21 protein-coding genes and 2 other annotated features are annotated in these 22,656 nt (G+C 38.9%); all 21 genes read left to right on the top strand.

Annotation, left to right across the window (positions count from 1 at the left end):
- The first annotated feature begins 62 nt into the window (after positions 1-62).
- The 21 genes from gltX to fusA all read left to right on the top strand — a co-directional run bounded on the left by gltX (position 63) and on the right by fusA (position 22,608).
- On the top strand, positions 63-1,532 hold the full coding sequence (gene gltX / locus CUC15_RS00545; RefSeq protein WP_114914868.1) for a glutamate--tRNA ligase: 1,470 nt from the start codon (positions 63-65) through the stop codon (positions 1,530-1,532).
- A gap of 122 nt (positions 1,533-1,654) precedes the next feature.
- Positions 1,655-1,871, top strand: a binding site (T-box leader).
- 105 nt (positions 1,872-1,976) lie between these two features.
- Positions 1,977-2,648, top strand: a complete 672-nt coding sequence (gene cysE, locus CUC15_RS00550) for a serine O-acetyltransferase (protein WP_205317638.1) — start codon at positions 1,977-1,979, stop codon at positions 2,646-2,648.
- Positions 2,629-4,032: a cysteine--tRNA ligase gene (gene cysS / locus CUC15_RS00555; protein WP_114914869.1), complete on the top strand. Its 1,404-nt coding sequence runs from the start codon at positions 2,629-2,631 to the stop codon at positions 4,030-4,032. The genes cysE and cysS overlap by 20 nt, the downstream gene beginning before the upstream one ends.
- Positions 4,032-4,430 carry a Mini-ribonuclease 3 gene (locus tag CUC15_RS00560; RefSeq protein ID WP_114914870.1) on the top strand — a complete coding sequence of 133 codons (399 nt, stop codon included), beginning with the start codon at positions 4,032-4,034 and terminating at the stop codon, positions 4,428-4,430. The genes cysS and CUC15_RS00560 overlap by 1 nt, the downstream gene beginning before the upstream one ends.
- 7 nt (positions 4,431-4,437) lie before the next feature.
- Entirely contained in the window at positions 4,438-5,184 is a 747-nt protein-coding gene (gene rlmB / locus CUC15_RS00565; RefSeq protein WP_114918343.1) for a 23S rRNA (guanosine(2251)-2'-O)-methyltransferase RlmB, read from the top strand.
- A complete protein-coding gene (locus tag CUC15_RS00570) occupies positions 5,184-5,693 on the top strand; it encodes an NYN domain-containing protein (RefSeq protein ID WP_114914871.1) in 510 nt (169 codons plus the stop codon). Before rlmB ends, CUC15_RS00570 begins: the two co-directional genes overlap by 1 nt.
- 148 nt (positions 5,694-5,841) lie before the next feature.
- Positions 5,842-6,495, top strand: a complete 654-nt coding sequence (sigH, locus tag CUC15_RS00575; protein WP_114914872.1) for an RNA polymerase sporulation sigma factor SigH — start codon at positions 5,842-5,844, stop codon at positions 6,493-6,495.
- 98 nt (positions 6,496-6,593) lie between these two features.
- Complete coding sequence (gene rpmG, locus CUC15_RS00580; RefSeq protein ID WP_114914873.1) at positions 6,594-6,743, top strand: 50S ribosomal protein L33; 150 nt, start codon at positions 6,594-6,596, stop codon at positions 6,741-6,743.
- A 133-nt stretch (positions 6,744-6,876) separates the two neighbouring features.
- Positions 6,877-7,050 carry a preprotein translocase subunit SecE gene (gene secE, locus CUC15_RS00585; RefSeq protein ID WP_114914874.1) on the top strand — a complete coding sequence of 58 codons (174 nt, stop codon included), beginning with the start codon at positions 6,877-6,879 and terminating at the stop codon, positions 7,048-7,050.
- A gap of 250 nt (positions 7,051-7,300) precedes the next feature.
- A complete protein-coding gene (nusG, locus tag CUC15_RS00590) occupies positions 7,301-7,837 on the top strand; it encodes a transcription termination/antitermination protein NusG (RefSeq protein WP_114914875.1) in 537 nt (178 codons plus the stop codon).
- Between the two features lie 217 nt (positions 7,838-8,054).
- Entirely contained in the window at positions 8,055-8,480 is a 426-nt protein-coding gene (gene rplK, locus CUC15_RS00595) for a 50S ribosomal protein L11 (protein WP_147294831.1), read from the top strand.
- Positions 8,481-8,630: 150 nt separating this feature from the next.
- Positions 8,631-9,320, top strand: coding sequence for a 50S ribosomal protein L1 (gene rplA, locus CUC15_RS00600; RefSeq protein ID WP_114914877.1), 690 nt, complete (start codon positions 8,631-8,633; stop codon positions 9,318-9,320).
- A gap of 52 nt (positions 9,321-9,372) precedes the next feature.
- Positions 9,373-9,514, top strand: a sequence feature (ribosomal protein L10 leader region).
- Between the two features lie 87 nt (positions 9,515-9,601).
- On the top strand, positions 9,602-10,108 hold the full coding sequence (gene rplJ / locus CUC15_RS00605) for a 50S ribosomal protein L10 (RefSeq protein ID WP_114914878.1): 507 nt from the start codon (positions 9,602-9,604) through the stop codon (positions 10,106-10,108).
- 59 nt (positions 10,109-10,167) lie between these two features.
- Positions 10,168-10,530, top strand: coding sequence for a 50S ribosomal protein L7/L12 (gene rplL / locus CUC15_RS00610; protein ID WP_114914879.1), 363 nt, complete (start codon positions 10,168-10,170; stop codon positions 10,528-10,530).
- 116 nt (positions 10,531-10,646) lie between these two features.
- Positions 10,647-11,249: a class I SAM-dependent methyltransferase gene (locus CUC15_RS00615; RefSeq protein WP_114914880.1), complete on the top strand. Its 603-nt coding sequence runs from the start codon at positions 10,647-10,649 to the stop codon at positions 11,247-11,249.
- 440 nt (positions 11,250-11,689) lie between these two features.
- On the top strand, positions 11,690-15,220 hold the full coding sequence (gene rpoB / locus CUC15_RS00620; RefSeq protein WP_114914881.1) for a DNA-directed RNA polymerase subunit beta: 3,531 nt from the start codon (positions 11,690-11,692) through the stop codon (positions 15,218-15,220).
- 104 nt (positions 15,221-15,324) lie between these two features.
- A complete protein-coding gene (gene rpoC / locus CUC15_RS00625; protein ID WP_114914882.1) occupies positions 15,325-18,930 on the top strand; it encodes a DNA-directed RNA polymerase subunit beta' in 3,606 nt (1,201 codons plus the stop codon).
- Between the two features lie 246 nt (positions 18,931-19,176).
- Positions 19,177-19,428 (top strand): ribosomal L7Ae/L30e/S12e/Gadd45 family protein, encoded by a 252-nt coding sequence (locus CUC15_RS00630; RefSeq protein ID WP_114914883.1) that lies wholly within the window; start codon positions 19,177-19,179, stop codon positions 19,426-19,428.
- A gap of 136 nt (positions 19,429-19,564) precedes the next feature.
- On the top strand, positions 19,565-19,981 hold the full coding sequence (rpsL, locus tag CUC15_RS00635; protein WP_114914884.1) for a 30S ribosomal protein S12: 417 nt from the start codon (positions 19,565-19,567) through the stop codon (positions 19,979-19,981).
- A 39-nt stretch (positions 19,982-20,020) separates the two neighbouring features.
- Positions 20,021-20,491 (top strand): 30S ribosomal protein S7, encoded by a 471-nt coding sequence (gene rpsG, locus CUC15_RS00640; protein ID WP_114914885.1) that lies wholly within the window; start codon positions 20,021-20,023, stop codon positions 20,489-20,491.
- A gap of 38 nt (positions 20,492-20,529) precedes the next feature.
- Positions 20,530-22,608, top strand: a complete 2,079-nt coding sequence (fusA, locus tag CUC15_RS00645; RefSeq protein WP_114914886.1) for an elongation factor G — start codon at positions 20,530-20,532, stop codon at positions 22,606-22,608.
- Positions 22,609-22,656: the final 48 nt, after the last annotated feature.

Here is a 22,656-nt window from a genome sequence, read left to right on the forward strand (position 1 = left end):
AACGAATCAATTGAATCGAGGCACCTCGTCACTAGAGGTTATGAATAGAAAGGGGAAACACCATGACAAATAATGTTCGAGTTCGATATGCTCCAAGCCCAACAGGCCATTTGCACATCGGTAACGCAAGAACGGCACTTTTTAATTACTTATATGCAAAACACTTTGACGGGAAATTTATTGTTCGTGTAGAGGATACCGACGATAAACGTAATGTTGAAGGTGGAGAAGAGAGTCAGAATACATTTTTGAAATGGCTTGGCATCGAATGGGATGAAGGCGCGGATATCGGTGGAGAATATGGTCCATATCGCCAAACAGAGCGACTAGATATTTATAAGAAATATACCGATGAGCTCCTTGAACGGGGTCTTGCATATAAAGATTATATGACAGAGGAAGAGCTTGAAGCAGAGCGCGAAGAACAACAAGCTAATGGACAAACACCGAAATATTCAGGTGCACACCGCGATTTAACAGCGGAGCAAATTGCTGCATTTGAAGCAGAGGGAAGAAAACCCAGCATCCGTTTCCGTGTTCCGGATAATAAAACGTACACATTCCAAGATATCGTTCGTGGGGAAATCTCATTTGAATCAAGTGATTTCGGTGACTGGGTAATGGTGAAGCAAAATGGTATTCCAACATATAACTTTGCTGTTGCAATCGATGACCATTTAATGGAGATTTCTCATGTTCTTCGTGGGGAAGAGCATATATCCAACACACCGAAACAAATGATGATCTTTGATGCATTTGATTGGACAGCACCACAATATGGCCATATGACACTAATTCTAAATGAAGAGCGGAAGAAACTGAGTAAACGTGATAATCATGTTGTTCAGTTTATCGAGCAATATAAGGATTTAGGTTATTTGCCAGAAGCAATGTTTAACTTCATTTCTTTACTTGGCTGGTCACCTGTTGGCGAGGAAGAAATCTTTGATCAACAAACATTGATTGAAATCTTTGATCCAGAACGCCTGTCTACATCTGCAGCGATTTTTGACCAACAAAAATTAAAATGGATGAATAATGAATACATTAAGAAAGCTGATTTCAGCAAAGTTATTGAGCTCACAATGCCATATTTAATTGATGCAGGGAAATTACCAGCGGACATGGATGAGGAAAAGCGCATTTGGGCTGAAAATATGATTTCTTTATATCGTGAGCAATTACGATATGGTAAGGAAATCGTTGAGTTGACAGAGCTATTCTTCAATGATCATATTGAGCTTGATGATGCATCCTTGGAAATACTTAAAGAAGAGCAAGTTCCTGAGGTATTACAAGTATTCACGGATAAGCTAATCCATTTGGATGATTTCACGAAGGATTCAATTAAAGCGCAGTTTAAGGCTACCCAAAAGGAAACAGGCCATCGTGGGAAGAAGCTATTCATGCCAATTCGAATTGCAACAACTGGACAAATGCATGGTCCTGAACTCCCGTTCGCAATTGAGCTGTTAGGGAAAGAAGTTATCTTAGCGCGTTTGGACAAGGTGTTAAAACAATTAGGAGCTTAATTATTCACATTTGAGTAATTGTATAATATAGTATTAATAGATGATGTTCAAAAGGACCCTTTTATTCACCTTTTTGAACGGGTATTAGTAAGTAAATAAAATCCCGCATTGTGTGCGGTTGAAAACGAACGTTGAAAAGGGAAAGTAGAAAATGATTAGCTTATCCAGAGAGAATCACCGCTTGGCTGGGAGTGATTTTAAGCGTCGTCTTTGAAGTGCCCCTTAGAGTCTGTTATGGAAAATTAGTATATAACAGCGGTTCTCTACCGTTATTAGAGCATAAGTTGGGAAGTATTACTTTTCCAAACAGAGTGGAACCGCGTGAGAAGCGTCTCTGTGTATTGATTACACAGGGGCGCTTCTTTTAATTCCGATAATTCCAGTAGTAATTAAAATCGATCCGGTATATATAGTTTCTTATTATGAAACAGGGGGTTGTGAATCATGGGGATATTTAAAAGGATGAAAGAGGACATGGATGTGGTGTTTGAACAGGATCCAGCTGCGAGAACCTATTTTGAAGTGTTCTTAACCTATTCTGGTGTGCACGCTGTTTGGAATCACCGAATAGCTCATGCCTTTTATAAAAAGAAATTATTCTTTATTGCTAGGGTTATATCGCAGGTTAGTCGGTTTTTTACTGGAATTGAAATCCACCCAGGTGCAGTAATCGGCAGACGATTATTTATCGATCATGGCATGGGGGTCGTCATCGGTGAAACTTGCGAAATTGGTGATAATGTTACGATTTTCCAAGGTGTTACATTAGGAGGAACCGGGAAGGAGAAAGGAAAACGCCATCCAACGGTTAAGGATAATGCACTTATTTCTACTGGTGCCAAGGTGCTAGGAGCAATCACGATTGGTGAGAGCTCTAAAGTTGGTGGCGGTGCTGTCGTTATAAAGGATGTCCCAGACCATTCAACAGTTGTAGGTATACCGGGAAGGGTCGTCGTACAAAATGGAGAAAGAGTAAGGACAGATTTAGATCATCATAAGATACCAGATCCAGTAGCGGATCGGTGCAAAGAATTGCAACAGGAGATCGACCGATTAAAAATAGAAATCGATAGGATGAAAGAAGGGAAAGCTGATTATGTCAATAAAAGTTTATAATACATTAACCCGTAACAAAGAGGAATTTAAACCACTTGTTGAGGGAAAGGTTAGTATGTATGTATGTGGACCAACAGTTTATAACTATATCCATATCGGTAATGCTCGTCCTGCAATTGTATTTGATACGGTAAGAAGATATTTTGAATACAAGGGATATAAGGTTGACTACGTACTCAATTTCACAGATGTTGATGACAAAATCATTAAAACAGCAAATGAAGCAAATGCCGAAGTAAAAGAGATTGCCGATAAATATATTGATGCTTACTTAGAGGATGTTGCAGCATTAGGTGTCAAAAAAGCAACGGTTAATCCACGTGTAATGGAGACAATGGATGATATTATTGCGTTTATTGAGGTTCTTGTAAATAAAGATTATGCATATGAAGCGGCTGGAGATGTTTATTTTAAACCACGTGCATTTGAAGGATATGGGAAGCTGTCCCATCAGTCTATCGATGAATTACGCTCCGGTGCAAGAATACAAATTGGTGAAAGAAAAGAGGATCCACTTGATTTTGCATTATGGAAAAAGGCAAAGGATGGAGAAATTTCCTGGGATTCCCCGTGGGGTAAGGGCCGACCTGGCTGGCATATCGAATGCTCGGCAATGGTGAAGAAATATCTCGGCGACACGATTGATATTCATGCAGGCGGACAGGATTTAACCTTCCCGCATCATGAAAATGAAATAGCCCAGTCGGAAGCTATGACAGGACATTCATTTGCGAACTATTGGATGCATAATGGCTATATTAATATCGATAATGAAAAAATGTCAAAATCACTCGGAAACTTTGTACTTGCACGAGAATTAATTGAAAAGCATGATCCGCAAATTTTAAGATTCTTCATGCTAAGCGTACATTATCGCAATCCAATTAATTTTACTGAAGAATTATTGGAAAATGCGAAGAATGGATTTGGCAGAATTATAACGGCATATCAGAACCTGGAACATCGAAAAGCTTCAAGTACGAATTTGGCAGAAGATGAAGCAGAATGGCTATCAAAAATTGACGCGTTAAAACAGCAATTTGAAGCAGCGATGGATGATGATTTTAATAGTGCAAATGCTATTTCTGTCTTGTTTGATCTAGCGAAGGAAGCAAATGTTTACTTGCAATCAAAACAGACGACGATCCAAGTTATCGATACCTTCCAGGAAGCGATTCGGATATTCCTGCAAATACTTGGAATCAATGTAAATGATGAAAAAGATTTGCTTGATGAAGATATCGAGGCATTAATCTTGGAGCGGAACGAAGCAAGAAAGAATCGAAACTTTGCTCGCGCAGATGAGATTAGAGATTTACTGAAGGACCAGCATATTATTTTGGAAGATACTGCTCAAGGAGTCCGCTGGAAAAGGGGCCAATAATGGAATTAGAAGTAAAACAAATGAAGAGTTTAGCACTTGCGTACATGGGTGATGCTATATATGAAGTCTATGTACGTGAGCATTTATTAAATAAAGGTGAGGTTAAACCGAATCAGCTTCATAATCATGCGGTTCGATTTGTTGCCGGAAAAGCACAAGCAGCAATCATTTTGCACTTTCTGGAAATAGGCATCTTGTCGGAAGAAGAGAGTCGCATCGTAGCGCGCGGGAGAAATGCAAAGTCAGGATCAATTCCAAAGAATATCAGTGTTCAAACCTATCGCTATAGCACCGCATTCGAAGCGTTAATCGGCTATCATTATTTATTAAAAAATGAAGCGCGGTTAGCAGAACTATTACAACTATCGGTAGCATTTATCGAGGGAAGGAGTGAATAGGATGGAGATCGAACAAGAAATAATCATCGGTAAAAATCCAGTAATGGAGGCATTGCGATCTGGAAGATCTGTCAATAAAGTACTAGTACTGGAGCATTTAAATGCACAGACAATGGGTAAGCTTCATCAATTAGTGAAGGAAGCGGGAACGATTGTGCAGAAGGTGCCGAAGTCCAAACTGGATCAATTATCAGATGGAAATCATCAAGGTGTCATTGCATATGTTGCTTCCTATGAATATGCATCATTGGATGACTTATTTAGAAATGCAGAAGAAAAATCAGAGGACCCATTTTTCATTATTTTGGACGAGCTGGAGGACCCGCATAATCTTGGTTCTATATTACGGACAGCAGATGCAACAGGAGTGCATGGTGTCATTATTCCTAAGCGCAGATCGGTTGGGCTAACAGCAACTGTTGCGAAGACAGCAGCGGGTGCGATTGAGCATATTCCGGTTACGAGAGTGACAAATATCGCCAATACGATTGATGAGCTGAAGGAAAGAAATATTTGGGTAGTTGGCACAGAAGCGGAAGCGACAGAGGACTACCGAAGGCTTGATGGAACCCTGCCAATCGCGTTAGTTATTGGAAATGAGGGTAAAGGAATCAGTCGATTAGTACGTAAAAAGTGTGATTGGACGGTTAGCTTACCGATGAAGGGTGAGGTTTCTTCCTTGAATGCATCGGTAGCTTGCAGTTTGCTGCTCTATGAGGTCTATCGAAAGCGATATCCGCTAGGTGAGGCATAATGGTCGTCCTTATAGTTGATGGGTACAATATCATTGGGGCATGGGATGAATTACAGCGACTAAAGGATAAAGAAATCGGTGAGGCAAGAGAACGGTTAATTCAATTAATGGCAGAATATCAAGCATATTCAGGGCATCGAGTAATTGTAGTATTCGATGCCTATTATGTAAAAGGTACAGAAAGCAAGCTGAGCCAGTACAAAGTAGACATCATTTACACGAAAGAAAAAGAAACGGCAGATGAATGCATTGAAAAGCTTGTAAAGAAAATAAAAAATGTAAAAACACAAGTATATGTGGCTACTTCAGATTATGCGGAGCAACGTACAATCTTTGGACAAGGTGCACTTCGTAAATCGGCGAGGGAATTATATATTGAGTTAAAAGATATTGAACGTGAAATTAAATCAAATATTGTTCAACATCAACAAGTGAAGCCCCAAACAAAAATAGAATTAAGCCAAGAGATCTTAGCTAAATTTGAAAAAATGCGACGTGGGGAATTATAGTGTAACCATTATTTAATTGGAGATTCACGGAAAATGTTAGACTCTTCTCAATTAAGTAATGGAATTACCCGTACTCGTATTGACGTTCTTAAAAGGCGTCCTGTATAATGAACGATACAGTGATGGATCGGTAATTGGAGGGGGCTTCATGAACGCTAGTCAACTTGATTTTGATAAACAGAATCTACACAGTATGAATGATAATGATATATTACTTTTGATTCAGCAAGGGAATAACTATGCATTAGATTTCTTAATACATAAGTATAGAAATTTCGTGCGTGCAAAGGCAAGGACCTACTTTTTAATAGGCGCCGACAAAGAGGACATTATTCAAGAGGGGATGATAGGTCTATATAAGGCAATTCGGGATTTTGATGCGGACAAGCTATCTTCCTTTAAGGCATTTGCAGAGCTATGCATCACCCGCCAAATTATTACAGCGATTAAGACTGCGACAAGGCAAAAACATATTCCGCTTAATTCATATGTATCATTAGATAAACCTATTTATGATGAAGACTCAGAAAGAACTTTATTAGATATTATTGCAGGTTCCAGATCGGTTGATCCCCAGGAATTACTTGTCAACCGGGAAAAGATGGGTGACATCGAACTGCAATTAACGGAATTATTAAGCGAGTTGGAGCGAGAGGTGCTGCATTTATATGTTGATGGGCGCACGTATCAAGAGATTTCGATTGAGCTGAAACGGCATGTGAAATCAATTGACAACGCTTTACAAAGAGTAAAGCGTAAATTGGAGCAGCTTTTGGAAGTGAATGAGGCTAAATTTCAATAGCCTATCAGCAAGAAAGATTGATTTGATATTACATTGACATGAGAAGTAGAAACATGCTACATTATATGAGGAAAAACCTCTTATAATGGGGTGAGATATTGAGTAATAAGATAACTTTGGCGTGCGCAATTTGTTTAAGTAGAAACTATTCAACAAATAAAAATGTATCCACACAATCTACACGTTTAGAAGTACGCAAATTTTGCAAAACATGTGGGAAACATACATTGCATCGCGAAACGAAATAAAGTGTGATTTCATATAGGGTGCATCCTTCATTATTGGATGGTTACCTTTTTGATATGAGTGAAATACTATAGCAAAATTGCTAGTTTTATGCGGAATAAATGTACATTTAGGTAGAGTTTGGGGGGTACAAGCGTGTTTAAGTTTTTAAAAAATGTTTCAAAGGAAATGAAAAAGGTCAGCTGGCCAAAAGGTAAAGAATTAACGAATTATACAGTAATTGTTATATCAACAGTTGTATTTGTAGCGTTATTTTTCATGGTAGTTGATATGGGGATTTCATTTATTCTGGATTCTTTTTTTGAATAATTTATTTTAATTATGCTATAATAGTATAAAAATACGCCTTTTTTGAGAAAACCCGCTAAAACGGGTTTTTTAATGTTGGCAGATAATAAAACACGAAAACTTTCTGAACTAACAAGTGTAATGAATCTGCTATGTTACCAAAAGGTTTGGTTAAACCATAGATTTCTAAGGGACTCGTGGTAATGTTGGACGTGAAGAATAATAATACTCTTTTTAAGGGAGGGAAGGGCAAGTAAGTTGTCCTATATAAATGGAGAAAAATTGGTATGTTGTTCATACGTACTCTGGATATGAAAACAAAGTAAAAATGAATTTAGAAAAACGAGTAGAAACAATGGGAATGGAAGATAAAATTTTCCGTGTACTTGTTCCAGAAGAAGAAGAAACAGAAATAAAAAATGGCAAGAAGAAGGTTATGAAAAAGAAATTCTTCCCAGGTTATGTATTGACAGAGATGATTATGACCGATGATTCATGGTATGTTGTGCGTAATACGCCTGGCGTCACTGGGTTTGTTGGGTCGAGTGGCCATGGCGCAAAACCTACACCATTATTGCCTGACGAAGTAGATACACTGCTTAAACGAATGGGAATGGAATCACAGAAGGTTCAAATCGACTTCGAACTGAAAGAGAATGTTCGTGTTAAAGAAGGGCCTTTTGCTGACTTTACGGGGTCAATTGAGCATATCGATCTTGATAAGCAAAAAGTGAAGGTTCATGTTAATATGTTTGGCAGAGAAACACCGGTCGAGCTGGATTTCGCACAAATTGAAAAACTAGGTTAATCAACAGGACTATTACTGAGTGTGGCTACAGATGAATATCAATTGGAAGAGTAACAACCTTTTGAAAAAAATATTTCAATGACTTGCAATTGTTTAATATTCATGGTAAAATTCTTTTGTTATTTATGCTCGTGTTTGAGGGCATTTGTAAATATGAGTGGGAGGGATCCATTGGTACCCCTATTACCACATCACGGACTTTAAGGAGGTGTGTCTCGTGGCTAAAAAAGTAATCAAATTAGTGAAATTACAAATTCCAGCTGGTAAAGCAAACCCAGCACCACCAGTAGGGCCGGCATTAGGTCAAGCAGGTGTTAACATCATGGGATTCTGTAAAGAGTTCAATGCACGTACACAAGATCAAGCGGGCTTAATTATCCCTGTTGAAATTACGGTATTTGAAGACCGTTCATTTACATTTATTACAAAGACTCCACCAGCAGCTGTGCTATTGAAAAAAGCGGCAGGTATTGAGTCTGGTTCAGGTGAACCGAACAAGAACAAAGTTGCTACTGTAAAACGTGATAAAGTGAAAGAAATCGCAGAAACTAAAATGCCAGATTTAAACGCCGCTGATGTAGAAGCAGCGATGCGCATGGTTGAAGGTACTGCACGAAGCATGGGAATTACGATCGAAGACTAATACGGCAATGGTTGCGGACAGGAACCCTTCCGCAACCTTTTTCGTGAATGCGATAGACCAGTGATGGTTTATTGCATGCTTTATAAAAGCGTCCGCGCTTTTATAAGTGGGAGGTATTACCGTTATAACCACAATTAAGGAGGAAATAAAATGGCTAAAAGAGGTAAAAAACATCAAGAAGCTACTAAGCTTGTTGATCGCACGAAATCATATGAAGTAAAAGAAGCTATTGCATTAGCAAAACAAACTGCTAAAGCTAACTTCGACGAAACAGTTGAAGCTGCATTCCGTTTAGGAGTGGATCCTAAGAAAGCAGATCAACAAATCCGTGGCGCTTTCGTATTGCCGCACGGTACTGGTAAAACACAACGTGTACTAGTATTCGCGAAAGGTGAGAAGGCGAAAGAAGCGGAAGCTGCTGGCGCTGATTATGTTGGTGAAGGAGAATACATCGATAAAATCAACCAAGGTTGGTTCGAATTTGATGTAATTGTTGCTACACCTGACATGATGGCTGAAGTAGGGAAACTTGGTCGAGTTCTAGGACCAAAAGGCTTAATGCCAAATCCAAAAACTGGAACAGTTACTTTCGATGTAGAGAAAGCTGTTAACGATATTAAAGCTGGTAAAGTTGAATATCGTGTCGACAAACAATCTAACATCCATGTTCCAATCGGGAAAATTTCATTTGATGATGAGAAATTAGTTGAGAACTTTGTGGCATTAACTGAACAACTTGTGAAGGTTAAACCACAAACCGCAAAAGGAATTTACATGAAAAATGTTTCAATTGCATCAACTATGGGACCTGGAATCAAAGTTGACGTTTCAAGTATCTAATTAAAAAGACGTTGACATTTCGAGTGTAATTCGATATAATTATGTCCGTTGATTAAAAGAATACGTTATACCGCAGACAGTGGGGACCTTTATTGGTTTAATAATCCTGCCGAGGTGTTTATAAGCAGTCGATAAGATAAATCGTTTGTTATATAAAGCTCCTATGTCTACATGGGAGCTTTTTACTATATTGCTTACTAAGATTTAAGCTTATAAAGCTTACCAAAGTGCTTGCATGTTTGGGTCGGTGTAATGATGAAATACAAATGGGAGGTGGAACAATGGCTAATCTTAAGATTGTAGAAAAGAAACAAGAACTTGTAGAAGAAATCACAACTAAATTCCGTGAAAGTCAAACATCAGTGGTTGTTGACTATCGTGGTCTAAGCGTTTCTGAATTAACAACACTTCGTAAACAATTACGTGACGAAGGTATTGAATTCAAAGTATACAAGAACTCTATGAGCCGTCGTGCTGCGGAAGCTGCAGATGTTGCGGAAATCAATGATACTCTAGTTGGCCCAACTGCTATTGCTTTCAGTAATAATGATGTAGTGGCACCAGCAAGAATCCTTAATAATTTCGCGAAAACAAACGAAAACCTAGAAATCAAAGGTGGTATCATCGAAGGGAAAGTTGCATCTCTAGAGCAAATCAAAGAGCTTGCAGATCTTCCGAATTACGAAGGTATGGTTTCAATGTTGCTTAGCGTGCTTCAAGCACCTATCCGTAACTTTGCTTACGTTACAAAAGCAATTGCAGAACAAAAAGAAGAACAAGGTGCATAATAAACTATCCCTTGGATATTAAAATAAAACATGAAAATTAAACTAGGAGGAAATATATCATGACTAAAGAAGAAATGATTGGCGCGATCAAAGAAATGTCAGTTTTAGAATTAAACGACTTAGTTAAAGCAATTGAAGAAGAATTTGGAGTAACAGCTGCTGCACCAGTTGCAGTTGCAGGCGGAGCTGCTGGAGCTGCTGAAGAAGAAAAAACTGAATTTGATGTAGTACTTGCATCTGTTGGCGACGCGAAGATTAAAGTTGTTAAAGCTGTTCGTGAAATCACTGGTCTTGGACTTAAAGATGCTAAAGAATTAGTAGATAACGCACCGAAAGCAATTAAAGAAGGCGTATCTAAAGATGAAGCAGAAGAAATGAAAGCTAAACTTGAAGAAGTTGGCGCAAGCGTAGAAGTTAAATAATTTAGAATGCTATCAAAAACTGGAGCTCGTCGTATTACGACTGAGCTCTTTTCAACTACCGAGGAACATATGTTCCTTGATAACTTCAATTATTACATGTTAAAGTAGGTGCCCAAATGTCTGAGCATTACTTTTCTCAACAACCTCAATCTAAAAGCATACCAAAGACTTGGAAATATAAATTAAGAGAGAAAGAATATAAATTCACCAGTGATATTGGCGTCTTCTCCAAAAAAGAAGTTGACTTCGGATCAAGATTATTAATCGAACAATTTGTGGAGCCGGTAATTGCGGGTGATTTATTAGATTTAGGCTGCGGTTATGGGCCAATCGGGATTTCCTTGGCGGATAGTTACCAAGGAAGAAATGTTGTGATGGTAGATGTGAATGAACGTGCATTGGCGTTAGCAAAGCAAAATGCTTCTGCGAATGATGTTGAAAATATTGAGGTAATCCAAAGTGATCGTCTCTCTAACTTGGTTAATCGTTCATTTGCTGGAATTATAACAAACCCACCAATAAGAGCAGGCAAACAGGTTGTTCATAGTATGTTTGAAGAATCGTTTGCGGCGCTAGAGCAACATGGAGAGTTATGGGTGGTTATTCAGAAGAAACAAGGAGCGCCATCAGCGAAAGTGAAACTGGAAAGTCTATTTGGTGAGGTAGAAGTGGTTAAGAAGGATAAAGGATATTATATATTACGAGCTTTAAAAATTTGACCTATTAAAACTCATGTGCTAAGATAATAGAATGTTACTATGGGGTTATTTTGTCTAGAGGGTACTTAATAACTTGTAAAATGTATATTTCATTGGCGAACGGAAACACTGGTAGAATTAAGAGAAACAATGCTTTTCATGCAAATCTTATCTCTACTTTTTTCTATTATACCGTTTATATGTTCATTCTGTAAACTATAAAATAGAAATATCCCAGCCTGTGAAGTGGAAATCCTTCTCTTGCACATAAGGTATTCATATTTAAAAACTTGTAAAATAAGACTTTGCAAGTTTGTTTCGGCTTTTGCTAAACAGCCGAATATTGTTTGATTTGAAAACTACACTGTCCCTCGTGTGCAGTCGTCGTTTTTTAAATAAGATAAGCCTTGTTGATTAAGAAATAACTTTTCGATAAAGGCAGGATTTAAGGGGTGAAGCAGTTGACAGGTCAACTAGTTCAGTATGGACGGCATCGCCAACGCAGAAGCTATGCGCGTATAAGTGAAGTATTAGAGTTGCCGAATCTAATCGAAATTCAAACTTCTTCTTACGAATGGTTCTTAGAAGAAGGAATGGGAGAAATGTTTAGGGATATTTCGCCTATTGAAGACTTCACAGGGAATTTGTCACTTGAATTTGTAGACTATAGCTTAGGTGAGCCGAAGTATGGTGTAGATGAATCAAAATCAAGAGACGTCACTTATAACGCTCCGCTTCGTGTGAAGGTTCGTTTAATCAATAATGAGACCGGAGAAGTTAAGGAACAAGAAGTATTTATGGGAGATTTCCCATTAATGACCGATACCGGTACGTTTGTAATAAATGGAGCGGAACGTGTAATCGTTTCTCAGCTAGTACGTTCACCTAGTGTTTATTTCAACGCAAAAATCGATAAGAACGGTAAACGGGGCATCACTTCCACAGTCATTCCGAACCGTGGTGCATGGTTGGAGTTTGAGACTGATGCAAAAGATGTTGCTTATGTCCGGATTGATCGTACGCGTAAATTGCCAATAACAGTGTTATTACGTGCACTTGGATTTGGTACAGACCAAGAAATTATTGATTTGCTTGGGGAAAATGAATACTTAAAAAACACGCTTGAAAAGGATAATACAGAAACGACTGAAAAGGCGTTACTGGAAATCTACGACCGACTACGCCCTGGTGAACCACCAACAGTAGAAAATGCGAAGAGTTTATTGATTTCACGCTTTTTTGATCCAAAGCGATACGACTTGGCGCATGTTGGTCGTTATAAAATGAATAAAAAATTAAATATAAAAAATCGCTTATTCAATCAGGTCTTAGCGGAAACCATTGTTGACCAGGAAACTGGTGAAGTGTTAGCGCAAAAAGGCGATCGACTAGAGCGTAAATTATTAGATAAATTGATTCCTTATTTGGAACGTGAAGAAGAAAAACTCGGTGAAGGTGTATTCCAACCGCATGATGGAGTGCTTGAAGAAGAAATTCGTTTGCAAACCATTAAAATACTTGACCCGACAGATCCAAGTGGTGAAAGAGAATTAAATGTTATCGGTAATGCAGGAGTGGACGCTTCAATCAAACATATTACTCCAGCCGATATACTATCATCGATCAGTTATTTCTTTAATCTGCTTTATCAAGTAGGGGATACAGATGATATTGACCATTTAGGTAATCGTCGTCTTCGTTCAGTGGGTGAATTACTGCAGAACCAATTCCGTATTGGGTTATCTCGTATGGAACGTGTTGTACGTGAAAGAATGTCGATTCAAGATACATCAAGCGTTACACCACAACAATTAATTAATATTCGTCCGATTATAGCATCTATTAAAGAATTCTTTGGAAGCTCACAGCTTTCACAGTTCATGGACCAAATCAATCCATTAGCAGAGCTTACGCATAAACGTCGTTTATCTGCATTGGGACCTGGTGGTTTGACGCGTGAACGTGCAGGATTCGAAGTACGAGATGTTCACTATACCCACTATGGCCGTATGTGTCCGATTGAAACGCCAGAAGGACCGAACATTGGATTGATCAACTCATTATCAAGTTATGCAAGAGTGAATGCTTTTGGCTTTATCGAATCGCCTTATCGTCGTGTTGATCCAGATACAGGTAAAGTTACGATGCAAATCGATTACTTAACTGCGGATGAACAAGATAATTATATTGTGGCACAAGCAAACGCGATTCTTGATGAGGAAGATAGATTTGCTGAAGAAGAAGTAATTGCTCGTTTCCGTGAAGACAATATTATTGTTAATCGTTCAAAAATTGATTACATGGATGTATCACCTAAACAAGTAGTGTCTGCTGCTACAGCATGTATTCCTTTCTTGGAAAATGATGACTCAAACCGTGCGTTGATGGGTGCGAACATGCAACGTCAAGCAGTTCCGTTAATGAAACCAGAAGCGCCAATTGTTGGTACTGGTATGGAATATGTAAACGGGAAAGACTCCGGTGCGGCAGTAATTTGTAAAGCGGAAGGTATCGTTGAACGTGTAGAAGCTAAAGAAATTCTTGTGCGTCGTGTTTCAAATGTAGACGGAAAAGAAGTTCAAGGCGATCTTGATCGTTATCAATTGCAAAAGTTCATTCGTTCGAATGCTGGATCATGTATTAATCAACGTCCGATTGTAACAGAAGGAGATCGTGTTACAAAAGGAGAGGTTCTTGCAGATGGTCCTTCAATGGAAGACGGAGAACTTGCATTAGGTCGTAACGTCCTAGTTGGTTTCATGACTTGGGAAGGTTATAACTATGAAGATGCGATTATTATGAGTGAAAGACTTGTTAAGGACGATGTTTATACATCTATCCATATAGAAGAATATGAATCTGAATCTCGTGATACGAAGCTTGGACCTGAAGAGATCACAAGAGATATTCCAAACGTTGGTGAGGAAGCGCTAAAAGACTTGGATGAGCATGGTATCATTCGTGTCGGAGCTGAAGTAACAGATGGTGATATTTTAGTTGGTAAAGTAACGCCTAAGGGAGTTACTGAATTATCGGCAGAAGAAAGATTACTACACGCAATCTTCGGTGAAAAAGCTCGTGAAGTTCGTGATACTTCATTACGTGTACCACACGGTGCTGGCGGAATTGTTCTAGATGTTAAAATCTTCAATCGTGAAGATGGAGACGAGTTACCACCAGGTGTTAACCAGCTTGTTCGTGCATATATCGTTCAAAAACGTAAAATTCACGAAGGAGATAAGATGGCTGGACGTCATGGTAATAAAGGTGTTATTTCAAAAATATTACCAGAAGAAGATATGCCGTTTATGCCAGACGGAACTCCGATTGATATTATGCTTAACCCACTAGGGGTGCCATCACGAATGAATATCGGACAGGTGTTTGAGCTTCATTTAGGGATGGCAGCAAGATATCTTGGAATTCATGTTGCTTCCCCAGTATTTGATGGGGCGACAGAAGAAGATGTTTATGAAACACTGGAAGAAGCTGGAATGGCGAGAGATGCAAAAACAATTCTTTATGACGGAAGAACTGGTGAAGCCTTTGATAACCGAGTGTCTGTAGGGGTCATGTACATGATCAAGCTTGCGCACATGGTAGATGATAAGCTGCACGCACGTTCAACTGGACCATATTCACTTGTTACGCAGCAACCGCTTGGTGGTAAAGCGCAATTCGGTGGACAACGTTTCGGAGAGATGGAAGTATGGGCGCTTGAAGCATACGGTGCTGCATATACGCTTCAAGAAATATTAACAGTGAAATCAGATGATATTGTCGGTCGTGTGAAGACTTACGAATCTATTGTGAAGGGCGATAACATCCCTGAACCAGGTGTACCAGAATCATTCAAGGTACTAATCAAAGAACTGCAAAGTCTTGGTTTAGATGTTAAGATGCTTAATAGCAATGAACATGAGATTGATTTACGTGAAATTGATGAAGAAGATGTTCAAACGGCAAGTAAACTTAATTTAGAAGTCGAGTAAATGAAATAAGCAACCTGAGAATTACCTATTTACCATAGGTGATTCTCCAGTTTATATCGTTAGTCGAATCGTAAAAATCGCACATTATAAGGGAGGAAGGCTCCTTGCTAGATGTAAATACATTTGAGTATATGAAAATAGGTTTGGCTTCACCAGAGAAGATTCGCTCCTGGTCATATGGCGAGGTTAAAAAACCAGAAACAATTAATTATCGTACGTTAAAGCCTGAGAAAGATGGTTTGTTCTGTGAACGTATATTTGGGCCAACTAAAGACTGGGAATGCCATTGTGGAAAATACAAACGTGTTCGGTACAAAGGTGTTGTTTGTGATCGCTGTGGTGTAGAAGTTACTAAATCGAAAGTGCGCCGTGAACGTATGGGCCACATCGAATTAGCCGCGCCTGTATCGCATATTTGGTATTTCAAAGGAATTCCAAGCAGAATGGGTCTTATTTTAGACATGTCTCCAAGAGCGTTAGAAGAAGTTATCTACTTCGCTGCATATATTGTGACTGATTCTGGAAATACACCTTTAGAAAAGAAACAATTATTGTCTGAGAAGGAATATCGTTCATATTATGATAAGTATGGTAATTCTTTTAAAGCACAAATGGGTGCGGAAGCAATTCGCAAGCTACTTCAAGATATTGACCTTGAAAAAGAAGTTGACGCATTAAGAGAAGAACTAAAGACTGCAAGTGGTCAAAGAAGAACAAGAGCAATTAAAAGATTAGAAGTATTGGAAGCGTTCCGTCATTCTGGAAATGATACGAGCTGGATGGTTCTTGATGTTATTCCAGTAATCCCGCCAGAAATAAGACCAATGGTTCAACTTGATGGTGGACGTTTTGCTACTTCTGATTTAAATGATTTATATCGTCGAGTAATTAACAGAAATAACCGTCTAAAACGGCTGTTGGACCTTGGTGCACCTAGTATCATCGTACAAAATGAGAAACGTATGCTTCAAGAAGCAGTTGATGCTTTAATTGATAATGGTCGTAGAGGCCGTCCGGTAACAGGACCAGGTAATAGACCTCTGAAATCTTTATCACACATGCTAAAAGGGAAGCAAGGTCGTTTCCGTCAAAACTTACTTGGAAAACGTGTTGACTACTCTGGCCGTTCTGTAATTATCGTTGGTCCTAACTTAAAGATGTACCAATGCGGACTGCCGAGAGAAATGGCATTAGAGCTATTTAAACCATTTATTATGAAGGAGCTTGTCGAAAGAGGACTTGCGCATAATATTAAGTCAGCGAAACGTAAAATTGAGCGTGTACACCCTGATGTTTGGGATGTGCTGGAAGATGTTATTAAGGAACATCCAGTACTCTTAAACCGCGCACCTACATTGCATAGACTAGGTATTCAAGCATTTGAGCCTACATTAGTAGAAGGACGCGCAATTCGTTTGCATCCCTTAGTATGTACTGCATATAATGCCGACTTTGATGGTGACCAAATGGCTGTTCACGTTCCACTAAGTGCAGAAGCACAAGCAGAAGCACGTATCCTAATGCTTGCTGCGCAAAACATCTTAAATCCAAAAGATGGTAAACCGGTTGTTACACCATCACAGGATATGGTATTAGGAAACTACTACTTGACGTTGGAGCGCGCTGGAGCGGTCGGAGAAGGTAGTGTATTTAAAGATATTAATGAAGCGATGTTAGCTTATCATAATGGATATGTTCATTTACACACACGGATAGCAGTGCTTGCATCTAGCGTAAATAACAAAACATTTACAGAAAAGCAACAAAATATGATGCTTCTAACGACTGTTGGTAAGTTAATCTTTAACGAGATATTACCGGAGTCATTCCCATATATTAACGAACCTACAAAAGTAAACTTGCAAGAAGAAACACCAGCAAATTACTTTGTGGAAGTTGGAGTAGATCTTCAGAAGGAGATCGAAAATCGCGATGAAGTTAAGCCATTTAAGAAAGGTTTCTTAGGTGATATTATTGCTGAAGTATTCAAGCAGTATAAGATTACAGAAACATCGAAAATGCTTGACCGTATGAAAGATTTAGGATTTAGTTATTCTACGAAAGCTGGTATGACAGTTGGTATATCTGATATCGTTGTTTTACCTGATAAACAAGAAATTCTTGATGAAGCACAAATCAAAGTAGATAACGTCCTTAAACAATTCCGTCGTGGATTGATTACTGAAGAAGAACGCTATGACCGAGTAATTTCGATTTGGTCACAAGCAAAAGACGTTATTCAAGGTAAGTTAATGGATTCATTGAGTAACCGAAATCCAATTTTCATGATGAGTGATTCCGGTGCCCGTGGTAACGCATCTAACTTCACGCAGCTTGCAGGTATGCGTGGTTTAATGGCGGATCCATCTGGTAAAATCATTGAAATCCCAATCAAATCAAGTTTCCGTGAAGGTTTAACAGTGCTAGAATACTTTATTTCTACACACGGTGCTCGTAAAGGTCTTGCGGATACAGCACTTAAGACTGCTGACTCTGGTTACTTAACAAGAAGGCTTGTAGATGTTGCACAAGATGTAATCATCCGTGAAGAAGATTGTGGTACAGATCGTGGCTTAACTGTTTCTGCTTTAGTAGATGGAACAGAAGTGATTGAACCATTAATCGATCGTCTAATCGGACGTAATGCATTCACACCTGTGAAGCATCCTGAAACAGGTAAAGTACTTGTGAAACGAAATGAATTAATTCTAGAAGACAAAGCGAAGGCGATTATTAATGCAGGAGTTGAAGAGGTAACAATTCGCTCTGCATTTACATGTAACACCAAACACGGCGTCTGCCAAAAATGTTATGGTCGTAACCTTGCAACTGGTGCTGATGTTGAGGTTGGAGAAGCAGTTGGTATTATTGCTGCCCAATCTATCGGTGAGCCAGGTACACAGTTAACAATGCGTACCTTCCATACAGGTGGGGTTGCTGGAGACGATATTACCCAAGGTTTACCACGTATTCAAGAACTATTTGAAGCGCGTATTCCGAAAGGTCAGGCAGTAATTACAGAAATCGCAGGTACTGTCCTAGAAATGAAAGAAGTGAAGGATAAACAAGAAATTGTTATCCAAGGTGAAGTTGAGCAACGTTCTTACCCTGTTCCGTACAACGCGAGAATGAAAGTCGCTATCGGTGACGAAGTATTCGCTGGTCAGGAGTTAACGGAAGGTTCAATTGATCCGAAAGACTTGCTGCGCATCCAAGGTGTTGAAGGTGTTCAAGCTTACCTATTACGCGAAGTACAACGCGTATATCGTATGCAAGGGGTAGAAATTGGCGATAAACACGTAGAAGTAATGGTTCGCCAAATGCTACGTAAAATCCGTGTAAGTGAATCTGGAGATACGAACTTACTTCCTGGTTCACTACTTGAATTACATCAATTTAGAGATGCGAACCATGCTGTCTTAATTGATGGTGAACAGCCAGCAACAGGGAAACCTGTTTTACTAGGGATTACGAAAGCTTCCTTGGAAACAGATTCATTCCTATCAGCAGCATCATTCCAAGAAACAACTCGTGTCTTAACAGATGCAGCAATTAAAGGAAAACGCGATGAGTTACTTGGATTAAAAGAAAATGTTATTATCGGAAAACTCGTTCCAGCTGGTACGGGAATGCCACAGTATCGTAACATTAAAGGTGTACTTGATAAACCTGTAATTGAACAAACAGAAGAGATCGAAACGGTTCAATAGTAATGGAGATTAATTTTGTAGAAAGCAGGGTATGTCCCTGTTTTCTACAAATCATCTTAACAATCATACAGTCAAAATGATCGTTACCACAGCGAAGTGATTACGTTAGATCCGGAATGTTAAATTAATGTAATAAGTTATTAACACGACAAAATATTTCATTTTTTTATTGACAATAAAAAATGGCAATGTTACTATATTCAAGGTGATTCCGTTTATACTTGTAACCTTTGGAGGATGTTTAAAATGTCTTATGAAAAAGTGGCGCAAGATAAAACACGAATTGTTATCGGAATAAAACAAACACTTAAAGCCATGAAAAATGGTGAGGTAAGTGAAGTTTTCATTGCTGATGATGCTAATCAGCAATTGACACAAAAGGTAGCTAGCTTAGCTGTGGAATTAAATATACCTTGTCACCATGTTGGTTCGAAAGAAAAGCTCGGCGCAGCTTGTAATATTGAAGTGAATGCATCAAGCGTAGCGGTGAAGAAATAGTGTTATGAAGCTAATTGATAACAATGAACTATTTTTTTGCTAAAAAATGAACCACCTGGATGTGTGGTATTACAAAAACCATTTAATATATCTGGTTACCCATTTTTTTATAAGTAAAGAAGGGAGGACATAAATAATGCCTACAATTAATCAACTTATCCGTAAAGGTCGTGTGAGTAAAGTGAAAAAGACTGACTCACCTGCACTTAATAAAGGATACAACAGCTTTAAAAAGAAATTAACAAACCAAAGTTCCCCACAAAAACGTGGTGTATGTACTCGTGTTGGTACATTGACTCCTAAGAAACCGAACTCAGCTTTACGTAAATATGCGCGTGTTCGTTTGTCGAACAACATGGAAGTAACAGCATACATCCCAGGGATTGGTCACAATCTACAAGAGCATAGTGTAGTACTTCTACGTGGAGGTCGTGTTAAAGACTTACCAGGGGTACGTTACCATATCGTTCGTGGTGCACTTGATACTGCTGGAGTAGACGGCCGTATGCAAAGCCGTTCAAAATACGGAACAAAGAAACCAAAACAAAAATAATTAATCTAAAGCACCATATACAGGAAAGGAGGATGCTATATGCCTCGTAAAGGACCAGTGCCAAAACGTGATGTATTGCCAGATCCACTATATAATTCAAAATTAGTAACTCGTTTAATCAACCAAATCATGATTGATGGTAAACGTGGAAAGGCTCAAAAAATTCTTTATAAAGCATTCGAATTAGTTGCTGAAAGAAGCGGCCAAAATTCTATGGAAGTTTTCGAACAAGCAATGAAAAATGTAATGCCAGTATTAGAAGTACGTGCTCGTCGTGTTGGGGGTTCAAACTATCAAGTACCAGTTGAAGTTCGCCCAGAACGTCGTCAAGCATTAGGCTTACGTTACATCGTTAACTACTCACGTCTACGTGGGGAGAAAACAATGGAAGAACGTCTTGCTAATGAAATTCTAGATGCTTCTAACAACACAGGAGCTTCTGTGAAAAAACGCGAAGAAATGCATAAAATGGCTGAAGCTAATAAAGCTTTCGCTCACTACCGTTGGTAATTTAAAAACTAAAGCATTAAGAGGAAGGAGAAAAATACATGACAAGAGAGTTCTCCTTGGAAAAGACGCGTAATATTGGTATTATGGCGCACATTGATGCAGGTAAAACCACTACTACTGAGCGTATTCTTTTCTACACAGGACGTATTCATAAGATTGGTGAAACACATGAAGGTGCATCACAGATGGACTGGATGGAGCAAGAACAAGAACGCGGAATTACGATTACTTCTGCTGCAACAACTGCTGCATGGAAAGGTCATCGAATCAACATCATTGACACTCCTGGACACGTAGACTTCACTGTTGAAGTTGAACGTTCATTACGTGTACTTGATGGAGCGGTGACTGTACTAGATGCACAATCAGGTGTAGAACCACAAACAGAAACTGTTTGGCGTCAAGCAACAACATACGGCGTACCACGTATGGTATTTGTTAATAAAATGGATAAAACAGGTGCGGATTTCCTTTATGCTACAAAAACATTAAAGGAACGTCTAGGTGCTAATGCACATCCTGTTCAAATGCCGATTGGTGCAGAAGATCAATTTGAAGGAATTATTGATTTAATCAACAAGGAAGCTCATTTTTATACAGATGACCTTGGAACAGTTGATGAATCAAGAGAAATTCCTGCTGATTTATTAGAACAAGCTCAAGAACTTCGTGCTAGCTTAATCGAAGCTGTAGCTGACTCTGATGAAGACTTAATGATGAAGTTCCTAGAAGGAGAAGAAATCTCCAACGAAGAACTAAAAGCTGCAATTCGAAAAGCAACTTTAAATGTTGAATTCTACCCTGTATTCTGTGGATCAGCATTTAAAAACAAAGGTGTTCAATTAGTGCTTGATGGTGTGCTTGATTACCTTCCAGCTCCAACAGATGTTGCAGCTATTGAAGGAATTGTTCCTGGTACAGAGGAAAAAGTTACTCGTCCAGCTGACGATAAAGCTCCATTCTCTGCACTAGCATTTAAAGTTATGACAGACCCGTTTGTTGGTAAATTAACATTCTTCCGTGTATATTCTGGAACACTACAATCCGGATCATACGTACGAAACTCTGTTAAGGATAAACGCGAACGTGTTGGACGTATTCTACAAATGCATGCGAATCACCGTGAAGAAATTTCTGAAGTATATTCTGGTGAAATCGCAGCAGCGGTTGGTTTGAAAGATACAACAACTGGAGACACACTTTGCGATGAAAAGAACCTTGTAATCTTAGAATCAATGGATTTCCCTGCCCCAGTTATCTCGGTTGCAATTGAACCAAAAACAAAAGCTGACCAAGATAAGATGGGTATTGCATTATCCAAACTTGCTGAAGAGGATCCAACTTTCAAAACTGAAACTAACGTAGAAACTGGTCAAACAATTATTTCTGGTATGGGTGAACTTCACCTAGACATCATTGTTGACCGTATGAAACGTGAATTTAAAGTAGAAGCAAATGTTGGTGCGCCACAAGTAGCATACCGTGAAACATTCCGTGCATCTGCTGAAGTCGAAGGTAAATTTGTACGTCAGTCTGGTGGTCGTGGACAATTCGGACACGTTTGGATCAAATTTGAACCAAACGAAGAAGGAGCAGGCTTCGAATTTAACAACAACATTGTTGGTGGGGTTGTACCACGTGAGTACATTCCTGCAGTTGAGCAAGGGGTTAGAGACTCACTGGAAAACGGTGTGTTAGCTGGTTATCCATTAGTTGATATTAAAGCTTCACTATTTGATGGTAGTTATCATGATGTTGACTCGAACGAAATGGCGTTTAAAGTCGCTGCATCAATGGCATTAAAAGCAGCTAAGAACAAGTGTAACCCGGTTATCTTGGAACCAATGATGCGTGTTGAAATTGTTATTCCAGAAGAATACATGGGTGATATCATGGGTGACGTTACTTCTCGTCGTGGACGTATTGAAGGAATGGAAGCTCGTGGTAACGCGCAAGTTGTTAAGGGCTTTGTACCACTTTCCGAAATGTTTGGTTATGCAACAGCATTACGTTCAAACACTCAAGGACGTGGAGTATACACAATGACATTTGATCATTATGAAGAAGTACCGAAGAGCATTTCTGAAGAAATTATTAAGAAAAACGCAGGCGAATAATTGATTTTTCGTTAAAACTAAAGTATAACTCTTATTAAAGGCTAAGAA

Source organism: Oceanobacillus zhaokaii (genome assembly GCF_003352005.1).
Classification (GTDB): Bacteria; Bacillota; Bacilli; order Bacillales; family Amphibacillaceae; genus Oceanobacillus; species Oceanobacillus zhaokaii.